The organism is Kribbella sp. VKM Ac-2571, from assembly GCF_004362255.1.
Taxonomy (GTDB): domain Bacteria; phylum Actinomycetota; class Actinomycetes; order Propionibacteriales; family Kribbellaceae; genus Kribbella; species Kribbella pratensis.
In genome coordinates, this window is sequence record NZ_SNWS01000017.1 from 1 (window position 1) to 23,529 (window position 23,529).

Annotated in this window: 21 protein-coding genes; 1 reads left to right on the forward strand and 20 read right to left on the reverse strand. The window is 69.0% G+C overall.

From position 1 onward, the window contains the following. The 16 genes from EV651_RS31160 to EV651_RS31235 all read right to left on the reverse strand — a co-directional run. Window positions 1-1,355 (reverse strand): ISNCY family transposase (locus EV651_RS31160; RefSeq protein WP_370353655.1); only part of this gene is annotated, 1,355 nt, incomplete at its 3' end. A 107-nt stretch (window positions 1,356-1,462) separates the two neighbouring features. Then, window positions 1,463-2,998, reverse strand: coding sequence for an FAD-binding oxidoreductase (locus tag EV651_RS31165; RefSeq protein WP_133788846.1), 1,536 nt, complete (start codon window positions 2,996-2,998; stop codon window positions 1,463-1,465). Then, complete coding sequence (locus EV651_RS31170) at window positions 2,985-3,809, reverse strand: shikimate dehydrogenase (RefSeq protein WP_133788847.1); 825 nt, start codon at window positions 3,807-3,809, stop codon at window positions 2,985-2,987. The genes EV651_RS31165 and EV651_RS31170 overlap by 14 nt, the downstream gene beginning before the upstream one ends. Continuing rightward, window positions 3,810-5,012, reverse strand: coding sequence for an endolytic transglycosylase MltG (gene mltG / locus EV651_RS31175; RefSeq protein WP_238157304.1), 1,203 nt, complete (start codon window positions 5,010-5,012; stop codon window positions 3,810-3,812). After that, window positions 5,009-5,467 (reverse strand): Holliday junction resolvase RuvX, encoded by a 459-nt coding sequence (ruvX, locus tag EV651_RS31180; protein ID WP_130388439.1) that lies wholly within the window; start codon window positions 5,465-5,467, stop codon window positions 5,009-5,011. The genes mltG and ruvX overlap by 4 nt, the downstream gene beginning before the upstream one ends. A 13-nt stretch (window positions 5,468-5,480) precedes the next feature. Continuing rightward, a complete protein-coding gene (gene alaS, locus EV651_RS31185; protein ID WP_133788848.1) occupies window positions 5,481-8,150 on the reverse strand; it encodes an alanine--tRNA ligase in 2,670 nt (889 codons plus the stop codon). Between the two features lie 5 nt (window positions 8,151-8,155). Then, window positions 8,156-8,407: a DUF6167 family protein gene (locus tag EV651_RS31190; protein WP_133788849.1), complete on the reverse strand. Its 252-nt coding sequence runs from the start codon at window positions 8,405-8,407 to the stop codon at window positions 8,156-8,158. Beyond that, window positions 8,404-8,814, reverse strand: a complete 411-nt coding sequence (locus EV651_RS31195) for a DUF948 domain-containing protein (protein WP_133788850.1) — start codon at window positions 8,812-8,814, stop codon at window positions 8,404-8,406. The genes EV651_RS31190 and EV651_RS31195 overlap by 4 nt, the downstream gene beginning before the upstream one ends. 155 nt (window positions 8,815-8,969) lie before the next feature. Further along, the gene (locus tag EV651_RS31200; RefSeq protein WP_133788851.1) at window positions 8,970-9,623 is read right to left on the reverse strand and encodes an excalibur calcium-binding domain-containing protein; all 654 of its coding nucleotides are present in this window, start codon (window positions 9,621-9,623) and stop codon (window positions 8,970-8,972) included. Between the two features lie 106 nt (window positions 9,624-9,729). Further along, window positions 9,730-10,083: a nuclear transport factor 2 family protein gene (locus EV651_RS31205; protein ID WP_202870593.1), complete on the reverse strand. Its 354-nt coding sequence runs from the start codon at window positions 10,081-10,083 to the stop codon at window positions 9,730-9,732. A 7-nt stretch (window positions 10,084-10,090) separates the two neighbouring features. Then, complete coding sequence (locus tag EV651_RS31210) at window positions 10,091-11,566, reverse strand: replication-associated recombination protein A (protein WP_133788852.1); 1,476 nt, start codon at window positions 11,564-11,566, stop codon at window positions 10,091-10,093. Window positions 11,567-11,743: 177 nt separating this feature from the next. After that, window positions 11,744-12,679 carry a hypothetical protein gene (locus tag EV651_RS31215; protein ID WP_133788853.1) on the reverse strand — a complete coding sequence of 312 codons (936 nt, stop codon included), beginning with the start codon at window positions 12,677-12,679 and terminating at the stop codon, window positions 11,744-11,746. Beyond that, window positions 12,676-12,927 carry a hypothetical protein gene (locus EV651_RS31220; protein ID WP_133788854.1) on the reverse strand — a complete coding sequence of 84 codons (252 nt, stop codon included), beginning with the start codon at window positions 12,925-12,927 and terminating at the stop codon, window positions 12,676-12,678. The genes EV651_RS31215 and EV651_RS31220 overlap by 4 nt, the downstream gene beginning before the upstream one ends. Beyond that, window positions 12,928-13,617 (reverse strand): VC0807 family protein, encoded by a 690-nt coding sequence (locus tag EV651_RS31225; RefSeq protein WP_133788855.1) that lies wholly within the window; start codon window positions 13,615-13,617, stop codon window positions 12,928-12,930. 110 nt (window positions 13,618-13,727) lie between these two features. Further along, a complete protein-coding gene (gene secA2 / locus EV651_RS31230) occupies window positions 13,728-16,259 on the reverse strand; it encodes an accessory Sec system translocase SecA2 (RefSeq protein ID WP_133788856.1) in 2,532 nt (843 codons plus the stop codon). Window positions 16,260-16,316: 57 nt separating this feature from the next. Then, window positions 16,317-17,114, reverse strand: coding sequence for a GNAT family N-acetyltransferase (locus EV651_RS31235; RefSeq protein ID WP_133788857.1), 798 nt, complete (start codon window positions 17,112-17,114; stop codon window positions 16,317-16,319). 106 nt (window positions 17,115-17,220) lie between these two features. On the opposite strand from EV651_RS31235, the gene EV651_RS31240 reads away from it, so the two are divergent. Beyond that, entirely contained in the window at window positions 17,221-17,820 is a 600-nt protein-coding gene (locus tag EV651_RS31240; protein WP_202870594.1) for a hypothetical protein, read from the forward strand. Window positions 17,821-17,874: 54 nt separating this feature from the next. Here the strand turns inward: EV651_RS31240 and EV651_RS31245 are convergent, their stop codons facing one another. The 4 genes from EV651_RS31245 to EV651_RS31260 form a co-directional block, all read right to left on the reverse strand. Beyond that, a complete protein-coding gene (locus tag EV651_RS31245) occupies window positions 17,875-19,893 on the reverse strand; it encodes a GxGYxYP domain-containing protein (RefSeq protein WP_133788858.1) in 2,019 nt (672 codons plus the stop codon). Between the two features lie 208 nt (window positions 19,894-20,101). After that, window positions 20,102-20,839, reverse strand: coding sequence for a hypothetical protein (locus EV651_RS31250; RefSeq protein WP_133788859.1), 738 nt, complete (start codon window positions 20,837-20,839; stop codon window positions 20,102-20,104). 11 nt (window positions 20,840-20,850) lie between these two features. Further along, window positions 20,851-22,911 (reverse strand): M64 family metallopeptidase, encoded by a 2,061-nt coding sequence (locus tag EV651_RS31255; protein WP_166658854.1) that lies wholly within the window; start codon window positions 22,909-22,911, stop codon window positions 20,851-20,853. A gap of 106 nt (window positions 22,912-23,017) precedes the next feature. Further along, entirely contained in the window at window positions 23,018-23,527 is a 510-nt protein-coding gene (locus tag EV651_RS31260) for a DUF1990 family protein (RefSeq protein WP_202870595.1), read from the reverse strand. Between the last annotated feature and the right edge of the window lie 2 nt (window positions 23,528-23,529).

Below are 23,529 nucleotides of genomic sequence, written 5' to 3' on the forward strand. Positions count from 1 at the left end.
GCGAAGACGCCGTATCCGCACCAGGTTCGGGCGCCGGTGATGGTGGTGAGTTCGGTGCGGTTCCAGCCGTAGCTGCGTTTGATGTGGTTGATCCGGCCCTCTGATCCGGTGCGCCATTTGACCTTGTCGCGGAAGGCTCTTCGATGCTCGAACTCGCGGCGAGCGGTGCCGGGTTTCCCCTTGCGAGGGATGGCGACGCTGCGGACGCCGAGTTCGTGCAGATCGCGTTCAACACTGGCTTCGCCGTAGCCGCGGTCGGCGGTGACCGCGCGCGGTGCGCGGCCGGTGCGGCGGGTGATCCGTTCGATCGCCGGGGCCAGTTGGGGCGCGTCCGCGGGGTTACCGATCTCGACGGTGTGGTCGAGGATCACCCCGTCGGCGTTGTCCACGATCTGGGCCTTGTAGCCGAACTCGACCGGTTTGCCCAGACGCCCTTTGCGGATCGGCCGGGCGTCCGGGTCGTGCAGGCTGACCAGCCGGGTCGCGCTGTCAGGCACCTCGCCGCCCAGCCGGGTCCGGGTCTGCGCGACCACCCGGTCGGCGCGTTCCAGGGTCGTGGTCAGCTCGTCCAGCGCACGATACAGCCGGCCCTTGGTCTGCCCGGTGGCCCGGCGCAGAGCCCTGCGCGCGTTCCGGACGACAGCGTCCGCGTCGCGCATGGCCGCCTCGGCCAAGTCGGCCAGTTCGCTGGTGATCCGCCGCACCGCCGCCTGGGCCTCGTCACGCTGTTGTGCGCCACGAAGCTTGAGCTTGCTCGCGATCGACCGTGCCCGTCGTCCCGCGGCCCGGCGCCGGTCCCGTGACCGGGTGCGGGTCGCGCCACCGGCGGCCTTGACCCGCTCGACCGTGCGGGCGATCTTGCCGACCGCCTTGGCCAGCAGGCCTGAATCGGTCGGATAGGCGACATCGGCCTCGACCACGGTCGTGTCGGCGCGGACCTTGTCAGTGCGCAACAGCTTCGCCGCCGCGGCCTTGGCCAGCAGCGCCTCGTTCAACCCAGCCACCGCGCCATCCCCGCACCGCGTGGTGATCTTCATCAGCGTGGTCGGATGCGGCACCCGGGTGCCCAGCGGGATCCGGCAGAACCGCTGCCACGAGATCGAGTCGGCCACCTCCCGGCACAGCGACTCATAGCCCAACCGGTAACGGAACTTCAAGAACATCAACCGCAGGTAGGTCTCCATCGGAATCGACGGGCGACCGATCCTGGCGTCGAAGAACGGCGCGAACGGAGCGAAGAACACCGGATCGTCCAGCAGACCATCCACCCGCGCCAACTCATCCGGCAACACCAGCAACTCAACCGGCAGAATCGAATCCCACAACGTCGGCTGATCGTTTACAGTTCTGAGCACGATGGCCTCGATCCCTTCTAGCCCAAGGGTTCGAGGCCATCATCTCGCTCAACATCACGCCGATCCGGAACCGCCACGCGCGACTTTTTCAGGGCGAAGTAGCTAAGCTAGATAAGGGTGTACGGCGTGCGGAAGAAGTTGGTCGGGTCGTACTTCTTCTTCGCGGCCTGCAGCTTGGCCGCGCTCGCGCCGTAGTACGAGCTGACCGCCCGTCCGGCCTCGACGTAGTTCACATAGCCGCCGGCCGAGTACGGGCGGACCGCTTTGTGGCCGTTCGCGATGAAGGTCTGCGCGGTCTTGCCCTGCGCCGAGGAGTACCACTGGACCACGGCCAGCGCGCCACGCCACGGCCACGACGAGCCTCCGGCCGGCTCCTTCGAGGCTTGTCCGCCCAGCGGGTCGAGGATGGCCGACGCCGGCGTACCGGCGCGCGCGGCCGCCTTCACCGCGCCGAGCAGACCGGTGATCGTCGCCGCGTCCATCGACCCCTTGAGTACGTCGGAACCGGCGAGGAACCCCTGGCGCGGGCTCGTCGTACCGCCGCCGAGGTACTTGACCGCCTCCAGATGCGACTTCACCGAGAGCGTCCGAACCGAGGCCTTCGCGCCGACGAACGACTCCAGTTGCGCGGCCGCCGCCGTCGCATTGCCGGTTGTGGAGACGCCGAGCACGCGGATCGACAGCGTTCCGTTGCTCTTGGCATCGATGTGCAGGTTGCCCCAGGCCGTGGTCGGCGCGCTCTGCGCGAACTTCTGCCAGCCGCGGACGACGGCCGCCGCCTGCGACTCCGGCCAGGTCAGCCGGAAGAAGCCGAGCTTGGTCGCCGGGATCGTCGCGAACTGGAACGACGTGACCACGCCGAGGTTGCCGCCGCCGCTCCCCCGCAACGCGACGAACAGATCGGACTCCGAACTCGCGCTGACGTTGTGTGCCTTGCCGTCCGCGGTGATCACGCTCATCGAGATGACGCGGTCGCACGTCAGGCCGTAGGTCCTCGTGTGGATCCCCATCCCGCCGCCGAGCGTCAGGCCGGCGACGCCGACGGTCGGGCAGGTGCCGGTCGGCAGCGAGCGGCCGTAGCGGTCGAGAAACGCGTGGACGTCGTACAGGCGGGCCCCGGCGCCGACGGTGAGTACGCCGTTCGCGTAGCTCATGCCCTTCAGCGCGCCGACGTCGAGTTGCAGACCGTTCGCGATCGTCGACGCGCCGACGTACGAGTGACCGCCGCTCTTCGGGACGAGCACGAGTTTGTTGGTACGGGCGAAGTTGATCGCCTTCTGCACGTCTGCGGGGTCCGCGGCCTTCACCACGGCCCTCGGGCGGACGCTGTCCCAGCGCGGGTTGAAGAGCTGATGCGCGGCGGCGTACCCGGAGGTCGAGGGCAGGTAGACGCGACCCTTCAAGGACCTCGCGAAGGTGTTCCAGTTGGGTGCGGTCGAGGTCAGCGTGGGTGCTGAGGTGCTCGGGGTTGAGCTCGGCGTCGTCGTGGGGACGGTCGTGCTGGCAGGTGGTGTCGTCGAACTTGGTGCCGTTGCACTCGGAGTCGGGCTCGGTGTGCTGCCGGAGTCCTTCGAGTCACCGCAGCCGGCCAAGGTGACAGCGACGCCGGCTATCAGAACGGTACGACGGTCAAGCAGGCTCACGATCCCCCAGCTCCTCACGCGCAGCAGCCCTCATGGCCGCCAGAGGAGCCGGCGACCTCCCCGTCATCATCTCCACCTGGAGGGTCGCCTGATGCACGAGGAGGTCAAGTCCGTTCAACAGCTCTGTACCGATCCGGTGCGCCGCGATCGCGAGCTGGGTCGGCCAGGGGTGGTAGGCGACGTCGAACACCACTGGCGCCACGGCCGCGAAGTGCTCGGCCCACAGGTCGACCGCGCCACCGGGCAGCGTCGAGATGCACAGGTCGAAGCCGCCGATCTGCTCGACCTGGGAGAAGTCCGCGACCGACGTCCGGAATCCCAGCTCCGCGGCCAGATCGAGCAACCGGTCGGTCTTCGAGACGTCCCTGACGACGACCGTGATCTCACTGACCCGCAGCCCGCGCAGGGCGGCGAGCGTCGACGCGGCCGTCGCGCCGCCGCCGAGGACGACGGCGGAGTCGGCGGCGGTGATGCCCCGCTCGGCGAACGCGTTCACCAGCCCGGGTACGTCGGTGTTGTGCGCCGACCGGGATCCGTCCGGCTCGAACAGCATCGTGTTCGCCGCGCCGATCAGCTCCGCGACCGGATCGACCGTGTCGACCAGGTCGAGCGCGACCCGTTTCAGCGGCATGGTCAGCGACAGCCCGCGGACGTCGTCACCGAGCGCCGCCACGAATCCGCGGAGCTCGTCCTCCTCGATCTCGAAAGCGTCGTACCCCCAGTCCAGCCCGAGCGCGGCGTACGCGGCCCGGTGCATCGCCGGCGACAACGAGTGCGCAATCGGCGACCCTAGAACGGCACACCGGGTCAATCAGCACCTGCCCTTGTGGGCCTGGCACCAGCCCTGCAGCTTCTTCACGTTCGCCTGGTGCTCCTCGGCCGTGGTCGCGAACGCGGTCTCGCCGGTGTCCAGGTTGATCAGCGTGAAGTACTTCCAGGAGCCCTGCGCCGGGTTGATCGCCGCCCGCAGCTCGTCGCGCGTCGGCGAGTTGATCGGCGTCGGCGGCAGGCCCTTGTGCTTGTACGTGTTGTACGGCGACGGGTTCGCGCGCTGCTCGGGCGTGGTGAAGACACCGCCGTCCCGGCCGACCACGTAGTGGATCGTCGAGTCCATCTGCAGTGGCATCCCGGCCGCCAGCCGGTTGTAGATCACTCGCGCGACCTTGGCGTAGTCCTCCGACCGGTTCGTCTCCGCGCCGATGATGCTGGCCACGATGACCGCCTGGTAGGGGTCCAGCTTCTTGTTCGTCGCGGACTTCACGAGGTTCAGCGACGCCGCGGTCTTCGCGTACTGGGCGGTCATCAGCTTGAGCATCGTGTACGCGTTCGCGTTCTTCGGCACGTCGTACGTCCCCGGGAACAGGAAGCCCTCGGCGTTGTTGTGCGCGTACGACGGAAGACCGAGCAAGGCCGGCTTGCCGAGGGCCGTGGCGGCGGCGCCGGCCGGCAGCTTCATCTTCGAGCCCTGCAGGATCAACGCGACCTCGGCCTTGGTCTTGCCGGCCGGGACGCTGACCCGGGCCACCCGGACCGACTCGGCGGTGTTCAGCATCAGGTCGAGAGCGGCCTTGGCCGACATGTGTTTGCGCAGTGTGTAGGTGGCCGCCTGGATCTGCAGCGACCGCGGATCGTCGCGGGCCACCCGCTCGAACGCGCGGGCGCTCTTCACGACTTCCTTCTTCTCCAAGGTGTCCGCGATCGACGCGGTCGCCTGGCCCTTGGTGATCTCGACGACCACAGTGCCGGTGCCCGCGCCCTCGTAGTCAGGAGCGGAGAAGAGTCCCTCGAGCGCGTCCTTGCCCTTTCCGAAGCCGACCACGGCGCCGGCCACCAGAGCACCGACGACGAGCAGCGAGATCAGGCCGGCGAAGCAGCCGAAGGCGCGCCGGCCGCGCGTGCGGCGGCGGTTGGCGCGGCGCTCCACGCGGGTCTCCGGGCGCAGCCCGAGGCCGGCGCCCAGGTCGTCGCCGCGCTCGCCCTCGTTGAGCTGTTCGTCCACCGATGGTCCGTTCACAGGGGCCTCCCGGGTGGGTTGCCGGTCTCGCGCTCCAGGTCGAGCGCATGTTGCAGAATCACGACGGCCGCGGCCTGGTCGACCACTGCCCGTCGCTTGGAGCCCTTCTTTCCCCGTTCCCGCAGCATCCGTTCGGCGGTGACCGTGGTGAACCGCTCGTCCACCAGCCGCACCGTCGTCCCCGAGTTCTTCACCAGTACCTTGTCCCGCACCTGCTCCGCCGTCTCCCGGATCTTCACCGCGGCCGGTCCCTCGCCCCCGGACAGGGAGCGCGGCAGCCCGATCACGACTTCGAACGCCTCCAGTTCGGCGGCGAGTGCCGCGATCCTATCCAGATCGCCGGGCCCACGCCGGACGGTTTCCACAGGGGTGGCCAGGATTCCGTGCGGATCGCTGCTCGCGACGCCGATCCGGGCGTCGCCGATATCGAGCGCGATCCGCACGCCCGTCCTCATCGCCGGCTCATCTCTAACCGGTGACCTGGTGGCCGATCGCGTGCTCGACGGCGCTCAGGGCGTCGTCGGCACCGGCCGCGTCCGTGCCGCCACCCTGCGCGACATCGTCCTTGCCGCCGCCGCGTCCGCCGAGCTTCTCGGCCGCGATCCGGACCAGGTCGCCGGCCTTCAACCGCCAGTCGCGCGCCAGGTCGTTGAGCGCGATCACCACGCCGGGCTTGCCGTCGTTCACGCTCAGCACCGCGACCACGGCCGGCTTGTCGCTCGGCATCCGGCCGCGAACGTCCAGCGCCAGCTTGCGCAGGTCGCCGCCGTTCACGCCGTCGGGTGCGCGGTGGCCGACGTACTGAACACCGAAGACGTCCTTCGGCTCTTTGGCCAGTTCGGCCGCGGCCTCCAGCACCTGCGCGGCGCGCATCCGCTCGAGCTCCTTCTCGGCCACCCGCAGCCGCTCGGCCAGGTCGGCGACCTTGGCGGGCAGCTCCTCCGGGCGCGCCTTCAAGTTCTCGCTGAGCAGCCGGACCAGCGCCCGCTCGCGGCCGAGGTAGTGCAGCGCCTCCATGCCGACGAACGCCTCGATCCGCCGGACCCCGGCGCCGACCGACGACTCACCGGTGACGGTGAGCGCGCCGACCTGCGACGAGTGCTTCACGTGCGTGCCACCACAGAGTTCGCGAGACCACGGGCCGCCGATCTCGACCACACGGACCTGCTCGTCGTACGTCTCACCGAACAGCGCCAGCGCACCCCACTCGCGAGCCTCCGGCAGTGTCATGTACTGCGCGGACACCGGAAGGTCCTTGCGTACGGCGAGGTTCGCGACCTCCTCGATCTCGGACCGGGTCGCCGGGTCCAGCGCCGACGACCACGCGAAGTCGAGCCGCAGGTAACCTGGCTTGTTGTACGAACCGCTCTGCAACGCGTTCGGGCCGAGCACCTGGCGCAACGCGGCGTGCACGACGTGCGTGCCGGAGTGCGCCTGGCAGGCCGAGACCCGCCACTCGTGGTCGACCGCGGCGTGCACGTTGTCGCCGGCCCGCAGTACGCCCTCGACGACCTCGACCTTGTGCACGATCAGGCCCTTGACCGGGCGCTGCACGTCGAGCACCTTCAGCTTCAGACCGTCGCCGAGGATCAGGCCCTCGTCCGCGATCTGGCCGCCGGACTCGGCGTAGAACGGGGTCTTCTCGAGCACGACCTCAACGGTCTCGCCCTGCTCGGCGAACGGCGCGACCGCGCCCTCGCGCAGCAGGCCCCGGACCTGGGAGTCGCTGGAGAGCTCCTGGTACCCGGTGAACTCGGTGACGCCCTTCTCCCGCAGCTCCCGGTACCCCGAGGTGTCCGCGTGACCGGCCTTCTTGGCGCGCGCGTCGGCCTTGGCCCGCTCGCGCTGCTCCTTCATCAGCGAGCGGAAGCCCTCGGTGTCGACGTTCAGGCCCTGCTCGGCCGCCATCTCGACGGTCAGGTCGATCGGGAAGCCGTACGTGTCGTGCAGCTGGAACGCCTTCGCACCCTCGAGCTGGTGCGCACCGCTCGCCTTGGTGTCGCGCACGGCCACGTCGAAGATCGTCGTACCGGCCGTGAGAGTACGGCGGAACGCCTCCTCCTCGGCGTACGCGACCTGGCTGATCCGGCCGAAGTCGGTGACCAGCTCCGGGTAGGACTTCTTCATCTGCTCCAGGCTCACCGGGAGCAGCTCGACCAGGCTCGGGTCCTCGTAGCCGAGCAGGCGCATCGACCGGATCGCCCGGCGCAGCAGGCGGCGCAGGACGTAACCGCCCTGCTCGTTGCCCGGCGTGACGCCGTCACCGATCAGCATCAGCGCGCTGCGCACGTGGTCGGCGACGACCCGGAACCGTACGTCGTCCTCGTGCTCCGCGCCGTACTTGCGGCCGGTCAGCTCGGTCGCCTTCTCGATCACCGGGTAGATCTCGTCGATCTCGTACATGTTGTCGACGCCCTGCAGCAGGTACGCGACGCGCTCGAGACCGAGGCCGGTGTCGATGTTCTTCTTCGGCAGCTCGCCGAGGATCGGGTAGCCGTCCTTGCCGCCGCCCTCACCGCGGATGTTCTGCATGAAGACCAGGTTCCAGAACTCCAGGTAGCGGTCGCCCGCCTCCCAGTCCCGGTCCGCGCCGAACTCCGGGCCGCGGTCGATCAGGATCTCCGAGCACGGGCCGCACGGGCCCGGGATGCCCATCGACCAGAAGTTGTCCTTCATGCCGAGCCGGACGATCCGGTCGTCGGGCAGCCCGGCGACCCGCTTCCAGATGTCGATCGCCTCGTCGTCCTCGTAGTACACCGAGGCGTAGAGGACGGACTCGTCGAAGCCGTAGCCGCCCTCGTTCTGCGGCTTGGTGACCAGCTCCCAGGCGAACTTGACGGCGTCTTCCTTGAAGTAGTCGCCGAAGGAGAAGTTGCCGTTCATCTGGAAGAAGGTGCCGTGCCGGGTGGTCTTGCCGACCTCCTCGATGTCGAGGGTCCGGACGCACTTCTGCACGCTGGTCGCGCGCGGGTACGGCGGGGTCTGCTGGCCGACGAAGTACGGCACGAACTGCGCCATGCCGGCGACGTTGAACAGCAGGTTCGGGTCCGGCGACGGCAGCGGCGCGCTCGGCACCACGGTGTGGCCCCGGTCCTCGAAGTACTGCAGGAACCGCCGCCTGATCTCACTGGTTTCCATGGGTGTTACCGGTAGTCCTCACGCTGTGTCGAATCAGTCTGGGATGCGTTCTCGATGCCCAGTGCGTCGCGCAGCTCGGTTTCCCGCTCGGCCATGCCCTCGCGGACCTGGTCGCCGAAGTGCCGGACCGCGGCGGCCAGCTTGGCCGCGGACTCCTGGACATTGTCCGGAGCGAGGAGCTGGGCCCGCTTCTTCAGCCGGGTCACGGCGTACACACCGACGGCGATCCCGACGATCAGCCAGAAGATCCGCTTCACCGCTTCCGCGCCTTCCGCTCGGCCTTCATCTCTTGCTTGACGCGCCGCGACACGTCCTTGCGCTGCTGCTCACCGAGTGCCCGGCGGACGCCGTAGCTGAACGCGGCCGCCTTCACCAGCGGGCCGCCGGCGGTGGCCGAGAACAGCGACATCAGCGCGGCCGCGTTCGTCGTCACGGTGGTCGCGTTGTCAGTGATCGTGTCGACCTTCGCCAGCTGGGCGTTCGTGGTCGCCACCGTGGTGGTCACCTCGCCGAGCAGCGGGATGCTGGAGTCGGAGACGCCCTTCACCATGATCCGGGTCTCGTCGAACACCTTGCCGAGCTTCAGGATCGGATAGGCCAGCAGGCCCACCAGGATGAGCAGCGCGCAGGCGGCTATCAGCCCCGCGACTTCACCGACGCTCATGGAAACGATCCACCTTCCGTAGCGACCTCATGCGACCTGTCGCGAACTCTGTGCGACTTTGTGGACCGCCCGACCTTATCGCGCGCCCCTGTAGCACTCCGCTCCAGGACACCATCCCTCACATCACAGTCCCTCACCAAACCGCCTCGCGAGGGTCAGGAGTTGCCCCGTTCGCAGGCGATTCCGTCGCCATTGCGGTCGAGCTCCGGGGTGTAACCGGGATCGCCGCGGTACAGCGGCGCCTTCCCGGCGGCCCGGACCTCGGCGCAGTCCCGGTAGACGACCGCCGGCGTGCTGCTGGGTGTGGTGCTGGGCGTTGCCGACGGTACGGCGGTGCTCGCAGTCGGTGTCGGCGTACTGGGTGACGGGGTCGGCGTGCCGGTCGTCGGGGTCGTTGCCGTCGGCGTCGTCGGTGTGGTCGTCGCCGGGGTACTTGCTGACGCTGGGGCGGGTGACGAGGAGGTGGATGACGGGGTGGGTGACGTGGTGCTTGTTGAGGGGGTGCCGGGTGGGGTTCCGGTCGTGGGGTCCGCGGTGGTCGGGTTGTTCGTGCCCGCGCCGGTCAGCGGCGTGTTGGACGTGGAGCCTGCGCTGGTCCGCGGTGCGAGTGGGTTCAGCGGCTTTCCGACCGGAAGCGACGGGCGCGTGGTCGACCGCGTCGTACCGTCCGACCGATCGATCGGCGGAGTGAACGAGCTGCCGGCCTGCGGTACCTGGACGGACTCCGAGTGCTGGGACCTGAACGGGAACAGGAACACCGCGGCGGCCAGCACAGCGACCGCTGCCGCGCCTGCACCGAGCTTGAGCACCGGCGGACGCTTGCGGAGATGCCGTGGACCGTTGTGGGGATGGGGCTGCCTCAAAACCAATACCTTCCGCCCCCAGGCCGAGAAGCAGCTTACCGACTCGGAGCCTTCAATCGAAGCTCACGGTAAGTGCCTGAACGGCTCCGTCCGGCGCCCAGCGCAGCTCCATCGAACCGGTTCCACCACCTGACCAGCGGAAACGCGCCCGCTCGTCGCCGTCCTCGAGCAGCACCATGGTCTCCCCCGGCGGATTCTCCCGGTACGCCGCCGCAATCGCCGCCCGCCCCTCGAACGGCCCGACCGGGACCCCGACGAACCGCATCGTCGCGTCCGCGGCGAACCGATCGGCGAACGTGTCCCAGTCACCCGTCGTCACCGCCAGGTTGAAGGCGTCGACGTGGTCCGCCGTACGACTCATCCGCGGCTCATCCGGCGGCGCCTTTGCGGCGCTTTTGCGGTTCACCCGCGGCTCATTTGCGGTCGCGGAGGATCTTGCGGATGGCGGCGACGCGGTCGGCGTAGGCCGCTTCGCCGCCGCGGCGGGTGGGTTTGTAGTAGTCGGTGCCGTCGATCACGTCCGGGGCGTACTGCTGCGGGAGGACGCCGCGCGGGTCGTCGTGGGAGTACTGGTACGACGAGCCGTGGCCGATCTTCTTCGCGCCGGCGTAGTGCGCGTCCCGCAGATGCGGCGGCACCGGGCCGACCTTGCCCGCCTTCACGTCGGCGATCGCCGCGTCGACGGCCATGATCACCGCGTTGGACTTCGGCGCCAGCGCCAGCGCGACGACGGCCTGGGCCAGGTTGATCCGCGCCTCGGGCATGCCGATCAGTTGCACCGCCTCGGCGGCCGCGATCGCGACGCCGAGCGCGGTCGGGTCGCCCATGCCGATGTCCTCGCTGGCCGAGATCACCAACCGGCGCGCGATGAATCGCGGATCCTCTCCCGCCTCGATCATCCGGGCCAGGTAGTGCATCGCCGCGTCGACGTCCGAACCACGGATCGACTTGATCATCGCCGAGGTGACGTCGTAGTGCTGGTCGCCGGCCCGGTCGTACCGCACAGCAGCCCGGTCAACCGCCGTCTCCAGCGTCACCAGATCAATCACCGCCCGAGCCGGCTCAGCTGCCTCGACCGGCTCGGTCGGCTCAGTCGAGTCGGTCGAGTCGGTCGGGTCGGTCGCCGGGGTCTCGGTGGCTTGCTGGTACTTGAGGGCTTGTTCGTGTTTGGCGCGGGCGCCGCCGGCGGCGGCTTCCAGGTAGGTGAGCGCCCGGCGGGCGTCGCCACCGGCCATGCGGAGCAGGTGATCCCGCGCGTCCGGGGCCAACTCGAACTCGCCGTTCAGCCCGCGCTCGTCGGCCAGCGCCCGGTCCAGCAGGAGCGCGATGTCGTCGTCGGTCAGCGACTCCAGCGTCAGCAGCAGACTGCGAGAGAGCAGTGGTGAGATGACCGAGAAGAACGGGTTCTCGGTGGTCGCGGCGACCAGGGTCACCCAGCGGTTCTCGACGCCCGGCAGGAGTGCGTCCTGCTGAGCCTTCGTGAAGCGGTGGACCTCGTCGATGAACAGTACGGTCTCGACCGCACCGGTCGCGCGAGACAGGTCCCGGCGTGCTGCGTCGATCACTTGCCGTACGTCCTTCACACCGGCGGTGACGGCGGACAGCTCGACGAACTTGCGGTTGGTCTGGTGCGAGACCACCGCCGCGATGGTCGTCTTGCCCGTCCCCGGAGGACCCCAGAGCAGCAGCGACATCGGTTGGTCGCCCTCCACCAGCCGACGCAACGGCGAGCCGGGCGCCAGCAAGTGCTGCTGGCCTACCAGCTCGTCCAGACTGCGCGGCCGCATCCGCACCGCCAGCGGAGCCGCGGTGTGGTCCGCGTCCGCCAGACTCCCACCACCACGAGCCGGCGCCGGCGCCCCCGGAAGATCGAACAACCCATCACTCACCCGAAGAGCCTATCCGCCCGCACCGACACCCCAAGCACAACCGAGGTGGACCGCTGATTTGCGGAAAGAATTCGCCACCCACCGCAATATTCTTTCCGCAAAGCCGGGCAACCGCCGGCCGACTCCCAGCACCCGACCCGCCGTGGTGGTGGCGAGGCGCGCGGTGGGTGGGGTGGGTTATCTGCTTGGGCCGGCTGGGCGGTTGTGGGGGTTGCGGAGGGCTCGGGCGTCGCGGCGGTTTACTGGCGGTGGTGTGTCGAGGGTGTTGGCGAGGTCGGTGCGGACGGAGCGGAGCTGGGCCTGGGCGGGGTCGAGCTGGGTGGCGACGGCGTGGTCGTAGTCCCGCCAGTTGTCGCGGGATTCTTTGAGGTACAGCGCGACCGCGGGCGTCTTCATCAACAGGTCGGCCCACAGCGGGGCACCGGTGAGCTCCACACCCGAGCTGTACGCGAACAACATCGAGAAGTTCCTCGCCTGCCGGGCGAACATCGGGCGCGGGCTGATCGGAGTCTCCTGACGCCGCGCGAGATCGAGCCGGTCGTCCATCAGTCGCTGCCCCTGCCGCACCAGCTCGTCGGCCGCGGCACGCAATGGCTCGCTCACGCGGACCTGCGCGCCCTCCGCGACCACGTCCCGCAGGACGCTCGCACGCGCCAGCCGGGTCAGCGACTGCGCAAGCCATTCATCGTCCCGCGCAGGCAGCTCCACCCGCCCGCCGTACGCGTCGGCGAAGTCCTTCCGGAGGTCCGCGATGGCCGTGGTCGGCATCGTCCGGCCGTCCATCGCGGCCCGGTTGACCGCCTGGGCGGACGCCTCCTCGAGGCTCAGGCCCCACTGGTTCTCCGGGTCGAGGGCCAGATCGGCCGCCGCCACCAGGATCTGCTCGGCGTCCGTTCCTTCCGGATCCAGGCGTGCGTCGTCCAGCTCGAGCTTGCGCCACCAATACGCCAGCCGGTCCGCCGTACGCCGCTCCTTGTCGGGCGCGCCCGCGGGAAACGCCTGCTCGTACCGGTCGATCGCGAGCAGTGCCTCCGCAGCGAACAGATCCACCACCTGCTGCGCCGCGACGAGCTCGTCCCGGCTCGGCTCCCGCAGCTCGGCCCGCGGGCTCATTGCCTGCCGTCCAGCTCGGCCTGTACGCGCTCGACGGCTTCCGCCCGGCGCCGGAGCTGGTCGAACCGCTCGGACTTCTCCGGGTCGGCCGGCTGGTAGTCGGCGTCTTCCGCGGCCTCGGTCGGGATGTACCACCAGCGGTCGGCGTACCAGGTCGGACCGACTTCCAGGCCGGCGAGCATCGGCGTCGCCTCGCCGGAGGCCAGCAACTCACGCATGCGCTCTTGTGACAGCTTGTCGTCCGTCATTCACCCGACTGTAGGCCGCCGAGGGGCGAACACGAGGTGCCATGTGCCGCTGCGCCGGAGCAACACGATCGTCGGGACCTGCAGTACGACGATCGTGGCGACGGTGATCACCGGGTCGGTGGCCGGTACGACGGAGATCGGCAACGTGTACGCCACGACGATCCGCACGATCCCGTCGATGATCGTCGCGATCCCCCAGAACACCGTGATCCACTTCCACGCCTCCCGGAACCGCGCGTTCGTCTCCCACAGCTGCTCCATCACGCGCGCCCGCCGCGGCATCATCGCCAGCGTGACGATGTAGGTCAGCGGCTGCGGGTGCCGCAGCGACCACAAGGTGATGCCGGCGAACGGCAGGCTGATCCATGCGTTGCGGACAAGCAGCAGCCGCGCGTCTCCACCCAGCACGGCGACCACCGAACTCGCCACCATGCTCAGCACGACCGCCATCCCGACCAGGTCCGTACGGCGGGTGCGCACGAGCGACACCGCCGAACTGATCAGGCCCGGGACGATGCCGACGAGCAGCGCAGTCAGGTCACTCGCGCCGAGCGCCCGCAGACCGTAGAAGAGCGCAAGCGGGAGAGCGATGTCGACGACGAGGAGCCGGGGACCTCTGTGCGTGCTGGGCATGACGAGAGCGTCGCCCACCGAGCCGCCGCCCTGCATCGGGCCGACGGCTGCCCGCACCTAGACCAAAGTCGAAGGGACGCCCAGGCCATCACAATTGCACGCAGCCGGCAGGCGCACGCTCAGGCCGGTCCGCCGCCGGCGATTGTGATGGCCTGGGCGTCCGCGCTCTACTTCTTGGAGCCCTTGCCCGCGTCGTCAGCGTCGTCTGCGCCGTCAGCGTCGTCAGCGTCGTCAGCGTCGTCAGCGTCGTCGGGGGCGGCCCGGAGTTCCTCGGGGAGGTCAGCATCGTCGGAGTCGTCGGCGTCGCGGAGTTCCTCGGGCAGGTCGTCCTCGTCGAACTCCTCCGGGAGGATCTCCTCGGCCTCCGAGACCGATTCGGGCTTGATCGCGTTCCGCAGCCGGCCGAGGATCCGGTCCGCCTCGGTGCCGAACGGGTTGTCGTTGACCAGGTACGTCCAGGTCGCGGTCGGCCGCGGGATCCCGCTGCTCTCCTCGTTCAGCCCGTCGGAGGTGATCTCCGCGTCCGCGAACGTCTCGGCCGCGTCCTTCCAGGCGTCCTCGATGAGCGTGTCGAACGACGCGATCGCCGACTTGTTGAACTCGTCGATCGGCTTCAGGTGCACGATGCCGCCGGCCAGCGACCGCAGGTGGATGCCCTCCCGCAGGTCCGCCAGGTAGGCCAGGTGGTCGGTCCAGCGGCGGTCCAGGTGCCGTAGCGCGATCCGCCGCGCCGCGGCCTTCACCACGTCCTCGCCGACCTCGTCGACCAGTTCGTCGTACCGCTCCTTGGCGCGCTCGGCGAGCTCGTCCGCGGCCAGGTCCTCGGTCAGCACCTTCTCGCGGGTCTCGAGCAGGATCGCGCGCTGCTGTCCCGTGAGCCGGTTGTACTGCCACGTCGTACGGTGCAGCTCCGCGTTCGCGCCGTCCGCGACCCGCTGGGCGTGCTCGAGCACACCGAGCGACTTGCGGTCCGTGAGCCGGCCGGTGTCGTCCGGGTGCGGGCGGAGGCCGGACGAAACGGAGTACCGCGTGACGAGTTCGTCGGCGAGGCTTGCGAAGAACAGCGACCCGCCCGGGTCACCCTGCCGTCCGGCGCGACCGCGCAGCTGGTCGTCCAGCCGCCGCGACGCGTGCAGACCGGTGCCGACGACGTAGAGGCCGCCGAGCTCGATGGCCTTGTCCTTGTCGTGGGTCTCGTCCTTGCCGCCCAGCCGGATGTCGGTACCGCGCCCGGCCATCTGCGTCGACACCGTCACGGTCCCCGGCACACCGGCCTCCGCGATGATCGCCGCCTCCTCGGCGTCGTTCTTCGCGTTCAGTACGACGTGCTCGATCCCGGCCGCCGCGAGCTTGTCGCTCAGCTGCTCGGACTCCTCGACGCTGTGCGTCCCGATCAGGATCGGCCGTCCGGTCTCGTGCACCTCGCCGATGTGCTTGACCAGTGCGTCGTTCTTCTGGTCGACGGTCAGGTACAACCGGTCCTGGTCGTCCTTGCGGATGTTCGGCTTGTTCGGCGGTACGACGGCGACCTCGACGTCGTAGAACTCCTGGAGCGACTCCCCCACGACGACCGCCGTACCGGTCATGCCGCACAGCGACTTGTACTGCTTGATCAGCGCCTGCACGGTGATGCTGTCGAGCACCTCGCCGGAGTCACTGACCGGCACGGCCTCCTTCGCCTCGACCGCGGCCTGCAGACCGTCCGGCCAGCGCTGCAGCTTGGCGATCCGGCCGCGGTTGTTGTTGATCAGGCTGACCTTGCCGTCGCGGACCAGGTAGTCGACGTCCTTGCGCAGCAGCACCTCGGCGTGCAGCGCGACGTTGATCTGGGTCAGGGTGTCGAGGTGCTCGTCGTCGTACAGGTTGACGTCCTCGCCGAGCGCCTTCTCGACCTTGTCGGTGCCGCGATCCGTCAGCGCGACCGTCCGGCCGTCGCCGTCGATCTCGTAGTCGACCCCCGCGCGCAGCGTCCGGACGAGCTGGACGACGTCGTCGTCGAGCGCCTCGTTCCGGGTCGCACCGGCGAGCACCATCGGGACCCGGGCCTCGTCGATCAGGACCGAGTCGGCCTCGTCCACGAGTGCCACGTCCGGCTCGACGGTGACCCGGTCAGCGACGTCGGTGACCAGGCGGTCCCGCAGTACGTCGAACCCGATCTCGCTGACCGGGACGTAGCAGACCTCCGCCTGGTACGCCTCGCGGCGTTCTTCCGGCGTGGACGCCTGGCCGACGTGCGACACAGTGACGCCGAGCAGCTCGTACACCGGGCCCATCCACTCGGCGTCGCGCTTGGCCAGGTAGTCGTTGACCGCCAGCACGTGCACCCTGCGGCCGCCCACGGCGTACCCGGCGGCCGCGATCGCGCCCGCCAGCGTCTTGCCCTCACCGGTCGCCATCTCGACGACCCGGCCCTGCAGCATCGCCAGCGCGCCGACGACCTGGCCGTCGAACGCGCGCTCGCCGATCGCCCGCTTCCCCGCGTCCCGGGCCAGCGCGAGGAACTCGATCTGCTCGTCCTCGTGCAGCCCGCCGGTGGTGCGCAGTTCCGCGACCGCCTCGGTGAGCTCTTCGTCGGTCAGGGAGACGACCGATTCCTCCGCCTCGCCGACCAGCTGGGTGAGCCGCTCGTACGGGCCGAGATCGATCGAGCCGGGGCGCTGCAGCAGCCGGCGGAAGCGAGAAGCGATTTTCAGGGCCATGATGACGGCAACGTACAGCCTCAACCGGTCGTTCCGCAGGTCAGGGCCATGTCCAAGTCACGGTGTCCACTGGTATGGCGTGGTGGTGGTGACCCCGTACAGGCCGAGTTTTTGCAGGATGGGTCGGGATGCCTCGGAAGCGTCGACGCGGAGGAACTCGTAGCCGCGCTCCTTCGCGAGGCGGGCTCGGTGGGCGAGCAGTGCACTGTAGAGGCCTTGCCGGCGCCATTCCGGCAGCGTCCCGCCGCCCCACAAGCTCGCGAACCCGGTGCCCGGGTGGAACCGGATCCAGGCCGCCGACACGGCGGGGCCGTCCGGGCCTCGCAGCGCGTCCTCGACCAGGAACACCGACAACCGGTCCGGGAACATCCGCGCCTCCCCCGCGAGCCGCTCGACGATCCGTTCCGGACCGTTGTGCCACAGCGCGTCGGTGAGTACGCCGATCCGGTGGTAGTCGCCTGGCCCGTCGGCCTCCCGCAGCCGTACCTTCGACGGCAACGCGGACGGCCTCTCCAGGACCCGGTCCACCTCGCCGAGGATCAGCGTCTCCGGCTCCTCCTGCGTGAACCCGGCCCGGACCAGCCGCTCACCAAGGTCGGCCGGTTCGTCGTACGCGTACGTCTTCCACTCGAACGGCAGGCCGCGCTCCCGGAAGAACGCCACCTCTTTCGCGATCACCGCGTCCGGGTCGTCGCCCAGCCCGCGCGGTGTCTCGACGAAGCCCGCCCCCTCAGCATCTTCGACGTATGAGCGGTGTACAGGACCGTCGTGCTCCTGCTTCCAGCCGGGGATCGCGTCGGCGTCCGGCAACCGGATCCGGCGGTGGAACACGTCGAGCAGCTCATCAGGCGTCATCTGCACATCGTGCCCGATCGACTACCTGAAATCACCGGGCCGAAAAGCAAACCAGTTGGCGACTGGTGTCGTCCAAGTAAGTGTCCTCATAAGGGGGGAACGCATCATGAACATCCATCACAAACTCACCAAGACGATCGTCGCCGGCCTCGCAGTCCTCGCAGTACCCGCTGCCGCGTTCGCCGCGCCGGCGCTGGCCGGATCGTCCACCGCCCCCCGCACCACCCCGACCGCCTCGACCGCGTCCTGCCCGCGCGGCTGGGGATCATTGCCCGAGGCAAACAGCCGGATGGTCCAGTCGCCGGTGACCGACATCCGCACCGGCCGGCACGCCTGCTACGACAGGCTGGTCGTCGATCTGGGCGGCCGCGCTCCCGGGTACGACGTCCGGTACGTCGGCACCGTCCACCAGGACGGCTCCGGGTTCGTGGTGCCGCTGCGCGGTGGCGCGAAACTGCAGATCGTCGTCCGCGCGCCGTCGTACGACCTCAACTCCGGCAAGGCGACGTACGCCCCGAGGAACTCCAAGGAGCTGACCAACGTGGCCGGCTACCGCACGTTCCGGCAGCTCGCGTTCGCCGGCAGCTTCGAGGGACAGACGACGATCGGTCTGGGCGTCCGCGCCCGGCTCCCGTTCCGCGTCTTCACCCTCGCGGGACCGGGCTCGAACTCCCGACTGGTGATCGACGTCGCTCACCAGTGGTAAGCCCCCCACAAAGCGGCCGCCCGTTCCCCGCGGGCGGCCGCGCCCTGTGTCTGGCTACAGCACCCTGTTGAGCAGGTCGTAGAAGCTGTTCGCCAGAATCACCTCGTACGGGTCGGTGAGCAGCGCTCCGAGTTCGGCCATGTCGGACGGCGTCCAGGACCAGGCGCCGATCAGACCCGACACGAACAGCGGGCTCGCCCCGTCCCAGTTCGCGATCCGCTGGTCCAGTGCGGCCTTGAACTCGGCCGCCTTGCCTGGTGCGCCCCAGCCGCCGGTGATCGGCAGACCGCCTTGGCGGACGGTGAGCGGGTCGCCGTCCCAGGTCTGCATGATCCCCTTGGTCGGCGTGTACTCGGCGTACCCGGAGGCGATCTCCTCCGACAGCAGGATCCACTTGCCGTCCTGCCGACCGCTGTAGGCGTACACGACGTCCAGTCCGGTGCGGCTCATGAAGCCGCCGGTCATCTTCAGGTACTGCGTCAGCTCGTCGGGCTTCCACGAGGCCGGGTACGTGTACCCGCCGCCGGACGGGCCGCAGACCAGGAGGTCGTTGGAGGTCGCGGTGCGCTGGAAGTAGCTGTACAGACCGGGGCCCGTCTCGGCGAGCAACGGGCTGATGGTCCAGTTGGTCGGCACCTGGCCGCGTTTCGGGTCGTCCCAGATCTCGCGCAACCGGCGCTGGCAGTACTGGATGTTGTCGCCTTCACCGAAGGTCAGGGTCACGTAGACCTTGTTCTTCGGCTTGTCGATCCGCCGTACCGGCCGGGGCTTGTCCGAGATCGGCGCGGTGAAGCCGGCGTGCACCGTGCCGTTCATGTAGAAGTCGGCCGCGACGACGGGCGAACCGCCCTTGCTCGCGAGGTCTACGCCGTCCCACTCACCGGAGACGTCGTTCGCGAACCAGCCCATGTACGGCGCCAGCGTCGGGTACTTCGCGTAGTGCTCGATGAGCAGGTCGCCCGTCGCACCACCGGGTGGTAGCCAGCTCACCAGGGCCTTGGTGGCCACCACGTAGTCGCGGAAGTACGGGAAGGGCTCGATGCGGGTCGGCGACGTGTCGGTCGCGGAGACCAGGTACTGGTTCCACATCTCCACGGTCACGACGAGGGACGTCGTACCCGCCGGTGGTTCGAAGCGGTAGATCCAGTAGTTGCCGCCGTCGGCGAAGCGGTTGCCCTCACCGCCGATCGAGGAGTGCGAGCCGTCGAACAGGTACGGCGCTTCCTCCGGGCTGTTCGGTTCGAACCGGGCGATCTCGGCGCCGTTCGCCGTCACCACCACGTGCAGGATCGACGCGCCCCAGCCGTCGTCGGTGAACGAGTCCGCGAACCGGACGTAGACGGCCTCCTTGCCGAGCTTGGACGACACGTCCAGGTTGTAGGTACCGCGGTTCGACGAGTCGCGGATCTGCCGGGTCTCGCGGGCGATCTCCTGCCATTGGACGCCCTCGACGTCGACCACGCGGGTCGGCGGGAGGCCGGCGAGCAGCTTGTGGGTGACCTTGGGGAACAGGTTGTCCAGCTGCCAGCGGTACGTCTTCACGCGGTCGTCGTCGAACATCCCGCGCAGGTCCTGCACGATCTTGAGACCGTGCGCCTTCGCCTGATCCGCGTCGGCGACGACCGCGTTCTCGAGTCCGGCGAGCGTCGTCGCCACGTTCAGCGAGTCCGGTACGTCGGGGTCGTGCACGATCGCGCCGCGGATCCGGCTGCGGTACTTCGCGACCAGGTCCAACGGGTTCTTGTACAGCTTGGTCGGCAGGTGCATGTCCGCCAGCCATTTGGCGTCCGGCACGCTCACCGTGCCGGTGTCGTAGAGGAAGTACAACTCCGGCTCAGTACGGTTGACGATGCCTTGCAACGTTGTCAGCAGGGTCTGGTCTCCCCCGCTGAGCTTGCTCACATCGCCGTAATCCAGGTGTCTCGGGCGGTTGAACACCGGCAGCAGCCGAGCGGGGCTGCCGGACGTCGATGAAACCACAGCCTGCGCTGCCGTCGTGAGCCCCGGAACCAAGCCGAGACTCCCCGCCGTCACCGCACCGCTGCCCGCCAGGAACGCACGTCTCGAAACCATCGCGACCACTCCCTGAGGTTGACATCGATGTCAAATCAGCCCGGAATCTAGCAACGCCAAGAGAGCGTGTACATACCTCACTACAACGTTGACCCGACTTTCTTGGAATCGTTTCCGCCAAGCCGCGATCAGGACCGGGAACAGGCAATGGTGTCCGGGGACAGGGCATTGCCTGTCCCCGGACACCATCAGGTGGTCCCAGATGCGGTCAGCGGCCGGTGGCGGTGCGGCCGCCGCGGGCTTCGATCGCCTCGGGAAGGGTGGATTCGGGCAGGCCGACGAGTTCGGCGACCTGGGTGAGACGGCCTTCGAGTTGCGCGCCCAGCGGTGCGGCGCCCAACCGGTCGGTGGTGGTCGGGTCGTCGATCCGATGCAGCCGCACGTGGATGCCGCCGCGAGTCTCCTCGGTGACGTCTGCGGCCGGAACGCGCGCGGTGAACTCGTAGATCTCCCGCGGCGTCACGTTGTGGCCGCGCAGTTCCTCCGGGCCGTCGAGGCTAGGGAACGAGCGCTGCGTGGCCGGATCCGTGACGGTGCCGGCGTGCAGGAGTTGGTCGTCGTACGTGACCTCGTACGCGTTGGCGCCGTGGAAGGTCGTCGACTGGGCCAGCGGGCCGTCCACCAGGTGGCTGTCGACGACCGTGAGTCGATCGCCACGCACCCGGATCCGGAGCCGTACGTACTGCTCCTGCGGGTCCCCGGTCTGACGTGGTTGCGCAGCCTGCTGATCCGGCCACTCACCTGAGGGTTGTTGCGTCCGTGCCGCGGCATCCGGGTCGAAGGCGGGTTTCGCGGACCGCGTCGGGTCCGGACGGGTCTGGTCGCCTTTCACCGGACCGGCGTACGGCGGTACGGCGGCGTGCCGGCGGCGGACCTCTCCGGCCGGGGGCTTCGACGGCCGGCGATTCCGGGTGGCAGAACGCTCCGTGCCTTTGGGTTGCTTCATCGTCGGCTCCCTTACCAGTTCCGGCCGTGGCGGTAGTTGTGGATCCAGCGGTAGTAGATGCGGTCGAGCGTGATGCCCCGCCGCCCGTTGATGACGCCGAACCAGTCGGTGTTGTGCACGTACAGCTGCGGCCGGCCGGAGCGTCCGGTCATCCGGGCCGGCTCGAACCGGTCGACCGGGCCCAGGTTCCACTCGCCGACCCGGTCGCCCACGTAGTCGGCCTTCAGTTCGATCCCCGAGCTGAGCATCCTCCCGAGATACTCGGTCGACCAGTCCTGGTCGTTCCACGCCCACAGGTCGCAGCGCCCGGAGCCGTCGATGTCGGCCGCGAAGAACTCGTCGTGCCGCGCCAGGCCGTCCCAGCCCGGTACGTCGCCGTCGTACCGGTGGACGTACGCGAGCCCGGACCCGGTCGACCGGAACATGCCGAGGTACGGCATCGACCAGTCCTCGCCGTTGAACACGAACACGTCGCACTTGCCGTCGCCGTCGAAGTCGCCGAGGACCAGCCGGTCGTGCTGTGCGAGCCCGCCCCAGCCCGGGATGTCACCGTCGTAGCGCTGCATCATCGAGTACCCGCCGGCGTTCGCCCGGAACAGGCCGACGTACGCCATCGACCAGTCGTCGCCGTTGAAGACGACAAGGTCGTCGGTGCCGTTGCCGGTCAGGTCGCCGACGAAGAACTCGTCGTGCCGGGCCAGTCCGCCCCAGCCCGGGATGTCGCCGTCGTAGCGCTGGCTGACCCAGAAGCCGGTGCCGGTCGAGCGCAGCAGGCCGACGTACGGCATCGACCAGTCGTCGGTGTTCACGACGACCAGGTCGTCGCTGCCGTCGCCGTTCAGGTCGGCGACCAGGAAGCGGTCGTGGGCCGCGAAACCACCCCAGCCGGGGATGTCGCCGTCGTACCGCGCGACCAGCCGGAGGCCACCGGCGCCGTCGGACTTCAGCAGGCCGAGGTACGGCATCACCCAGTCGGTGCCGTTGAAGATCGCCACCTCGTCGGTGCCGTCGCCGTCGAAGTCGCCGACGTACACCTGGTCGTTCGGCATGAACTGCCACGACCCCGGGACCCGTTCGACGGCGCTGAAGCTGTGCTCGAGCGCCGTACCATCGGCCCGGAACAGCTGGATCGACGTGCCGTGGTGCAGCAGCAGATCGCTGCGGCCGGTGCCGTAGAAGCGCCCGGCGTAGGCGTTGCGGAAGGTGTGCTCGGTCTCGTGGTCGCGGGCGGTCTTGATCGACGTGTAACAGACCGGGCAGTACGGCGGTGTATTGCCCTTCATCCGGCAGTTCTCGACAGGGCGGTACAGGCCGGTGTTCGCCGTACCGCCGCCCTCGAACAGGCCGACGTCGGTGTTGCTGTTCCAGTCGGCCGGTCGCGGGCCGTTGTTGTAGTCCGCGGCCGAGCCGATGCCGGTCGGCAGCGGCGTGGCCGGTGCGATCAGGTGTGCCCACTTCGTGGTGGCGCGGTCGGTGACGGTGGTGAGGTTGATCCAGCCCTGCTCGCCACCGGTGTACGCGCCGCCGGCCGAGTACTCGTCGGCGAAGCCGCCGATGCCGTGGCCGAACTCGTGCGCGATGACGGTCCAGTTCACGCCCATCGGCACGTGCGCCCGGCCGCCGCCCCCGCAGCCGCCGTAGTTCGGGTTGTTGAGTACGACGAGCAGCTCGTTCCAGTCCGGCACCCACTTGTTCAGCGCGGCCTGGATCCGCGCCTCGGTGTCCGGCCCGTACTCGAGCCAGCAGTGCGCCCAGGAGCCGCTGAAGATCATGCCGAGCGCCGTGTCGTGGATCGTCTCCGACGAGACGGTGTCGTCCGACGAGTCGGTCGGCGTCCCGTGCTCGTCGTACGTCCGGACGCTGACTCCCGAGTCGACGGAGTCCAGATTCACCCGGTAGATGTTGTACGCCGACGCGTCCTCACTGAAGTAGTCGTGCCCGAAGACGCCGTCGATCAGCGTCGTCTGGACCCAGCTGTTGTACGCGACCTGATCCACCGCGGTGAACCCGTCACCGAGCACCGCGATGTTCCTCTTCGTTCCAGGTGGCCCTGCCTTACGCGGCACAGTCATGCTGTCAGCCATTGCTCCCCCTTACGCCCCGGCGCCCCCAACGAACACCCACTACCAACCCGGAGCCCGAAGCGATGCCGGTGATACAGGGTTGGCTGATACAGCCTCAGGGGACCAAGGCCCTCTGGTAGCGGCGGCGATACCAGCGTTGGGCGACGAGAACTGCCGGGAAGGCCAACCGCCACAAACCTCGGCCGGGCCGGGTCATGGACCGTATCGTCAGCCACACCGCCCCATCGGCCGAGCGGTGCACGACGAACGCTTCCTCACCCGAGACGGGGTGGCCTTGGCGTGTGCCGTAAGCAAAGCCATGGCGGTCAGGCCGAGCGACCACGGCCACAACCCGAACCGGCTCCCTCAGCGCGAACGGACCGAGCGCCGCGAGCAGCGTGTAGTCCTGTTCTTCCCGAACATCGGTAGAGGGTTGGACGGAGAAACCACTCCGGGTCTTGATGGTCCACTGCCCCATCGCAGCCGTCGTGACGTCCCAGCACTCCAGCCCCTGTCCGATGCGGGTCGTCCGCTCGACGCATCGATACCCAGGCGGCACGACTGTCCAAACGCTGTCAGCAACGCACGTCGCCCCGGCGGCCGCGTACGTCAGGCCTGTTGTCACAA

What these genes read in the sequence shown, in the direction of transcription:
- ruvX (WP_130388439.1), bottom strand. Translation starts at nt 5,467, where the DNA reads ATGAGGACGGGCGTGCGGATCGCGCTCGATATCGGCGACGCCCGGATC.
- alaS (WP_133788848.1), bottom strand. Translation starts at nt 8,150, where the DNA reads ATGGAAACCAGTGAGATCAGGCGGCGGTTCCTGCAGTACTTCGAGGAC.
- EV651_RS31195 (WP_133788850.1), bottom strand. Translation starts at nt 8,814, where the DNA reads ATGAGCGTCGGTGAAGTCGCGGGGCTGATAGCCGCCTGCGCGCTGCTC.
- EV651_RS31215 (WP_133788853.1), bottom strand. Translation starts at nt 12,679, where the DNA reads ATGAGCCCGCGGGCCGAGCTGCGGGAGCCGAGCCGGGACGAGCTCGTC.
- EV651_RS31220 (WP_133788854.1), bottom strand. Translation starts at nt 12,927, where the DNA reads ATGACGGACGACAAGCTGTCACAAGAGCGCATGCGTGAGTTGCTGGCC.
- secA2 (WP_133788856.1), bottom strand. Translation starts at nt 16,259, where the DNA reads ATGGCCCTGAAAATCGCTTCTCGCTTCCGCCGGCTGCTGCAGCGCCCC.
- EV651_RS31235 (WP_133788857.1), bottom strand. Translation starts at nt 17,114, where the DNA reads ATGACGCCTGATGAGCTGCTCGACGTGTTCCACCGCCGGATCCGGTTG.
- EV651_RS31240 (WP_202870594.1), top strand. Translation starts at nt 17,221, where the DNA reads ATGAACATCCATCACAAACTCACCAAGACGATCGTCGCCGGCCTCGCA.
- EV651_RS31245 (WP_133788858.1), bottom strand. Translation starts at nt 19,893, where the DNA reads ATGGTTTCGAGACGTGCGTTCCTGGCGGGCAGCGGTGCGGTGACGGCG.
- EV651_RS31250 (WP_133788859.1), bottom strand. Translation starts at nt 20,839, where the DNA reads ATGAAGCAACCCAAAGGCACGGAGCGTTCTGCCACCCGGAATCGCCGG.
- EV651_RS31255 (WP_166658854.1), bottom strand. Translation starts at nt 22,911, where the DNA reads ATGACTGTGCCGCGTAAGGCAGGGCCACCTGGAACGAAGAGGAACATC.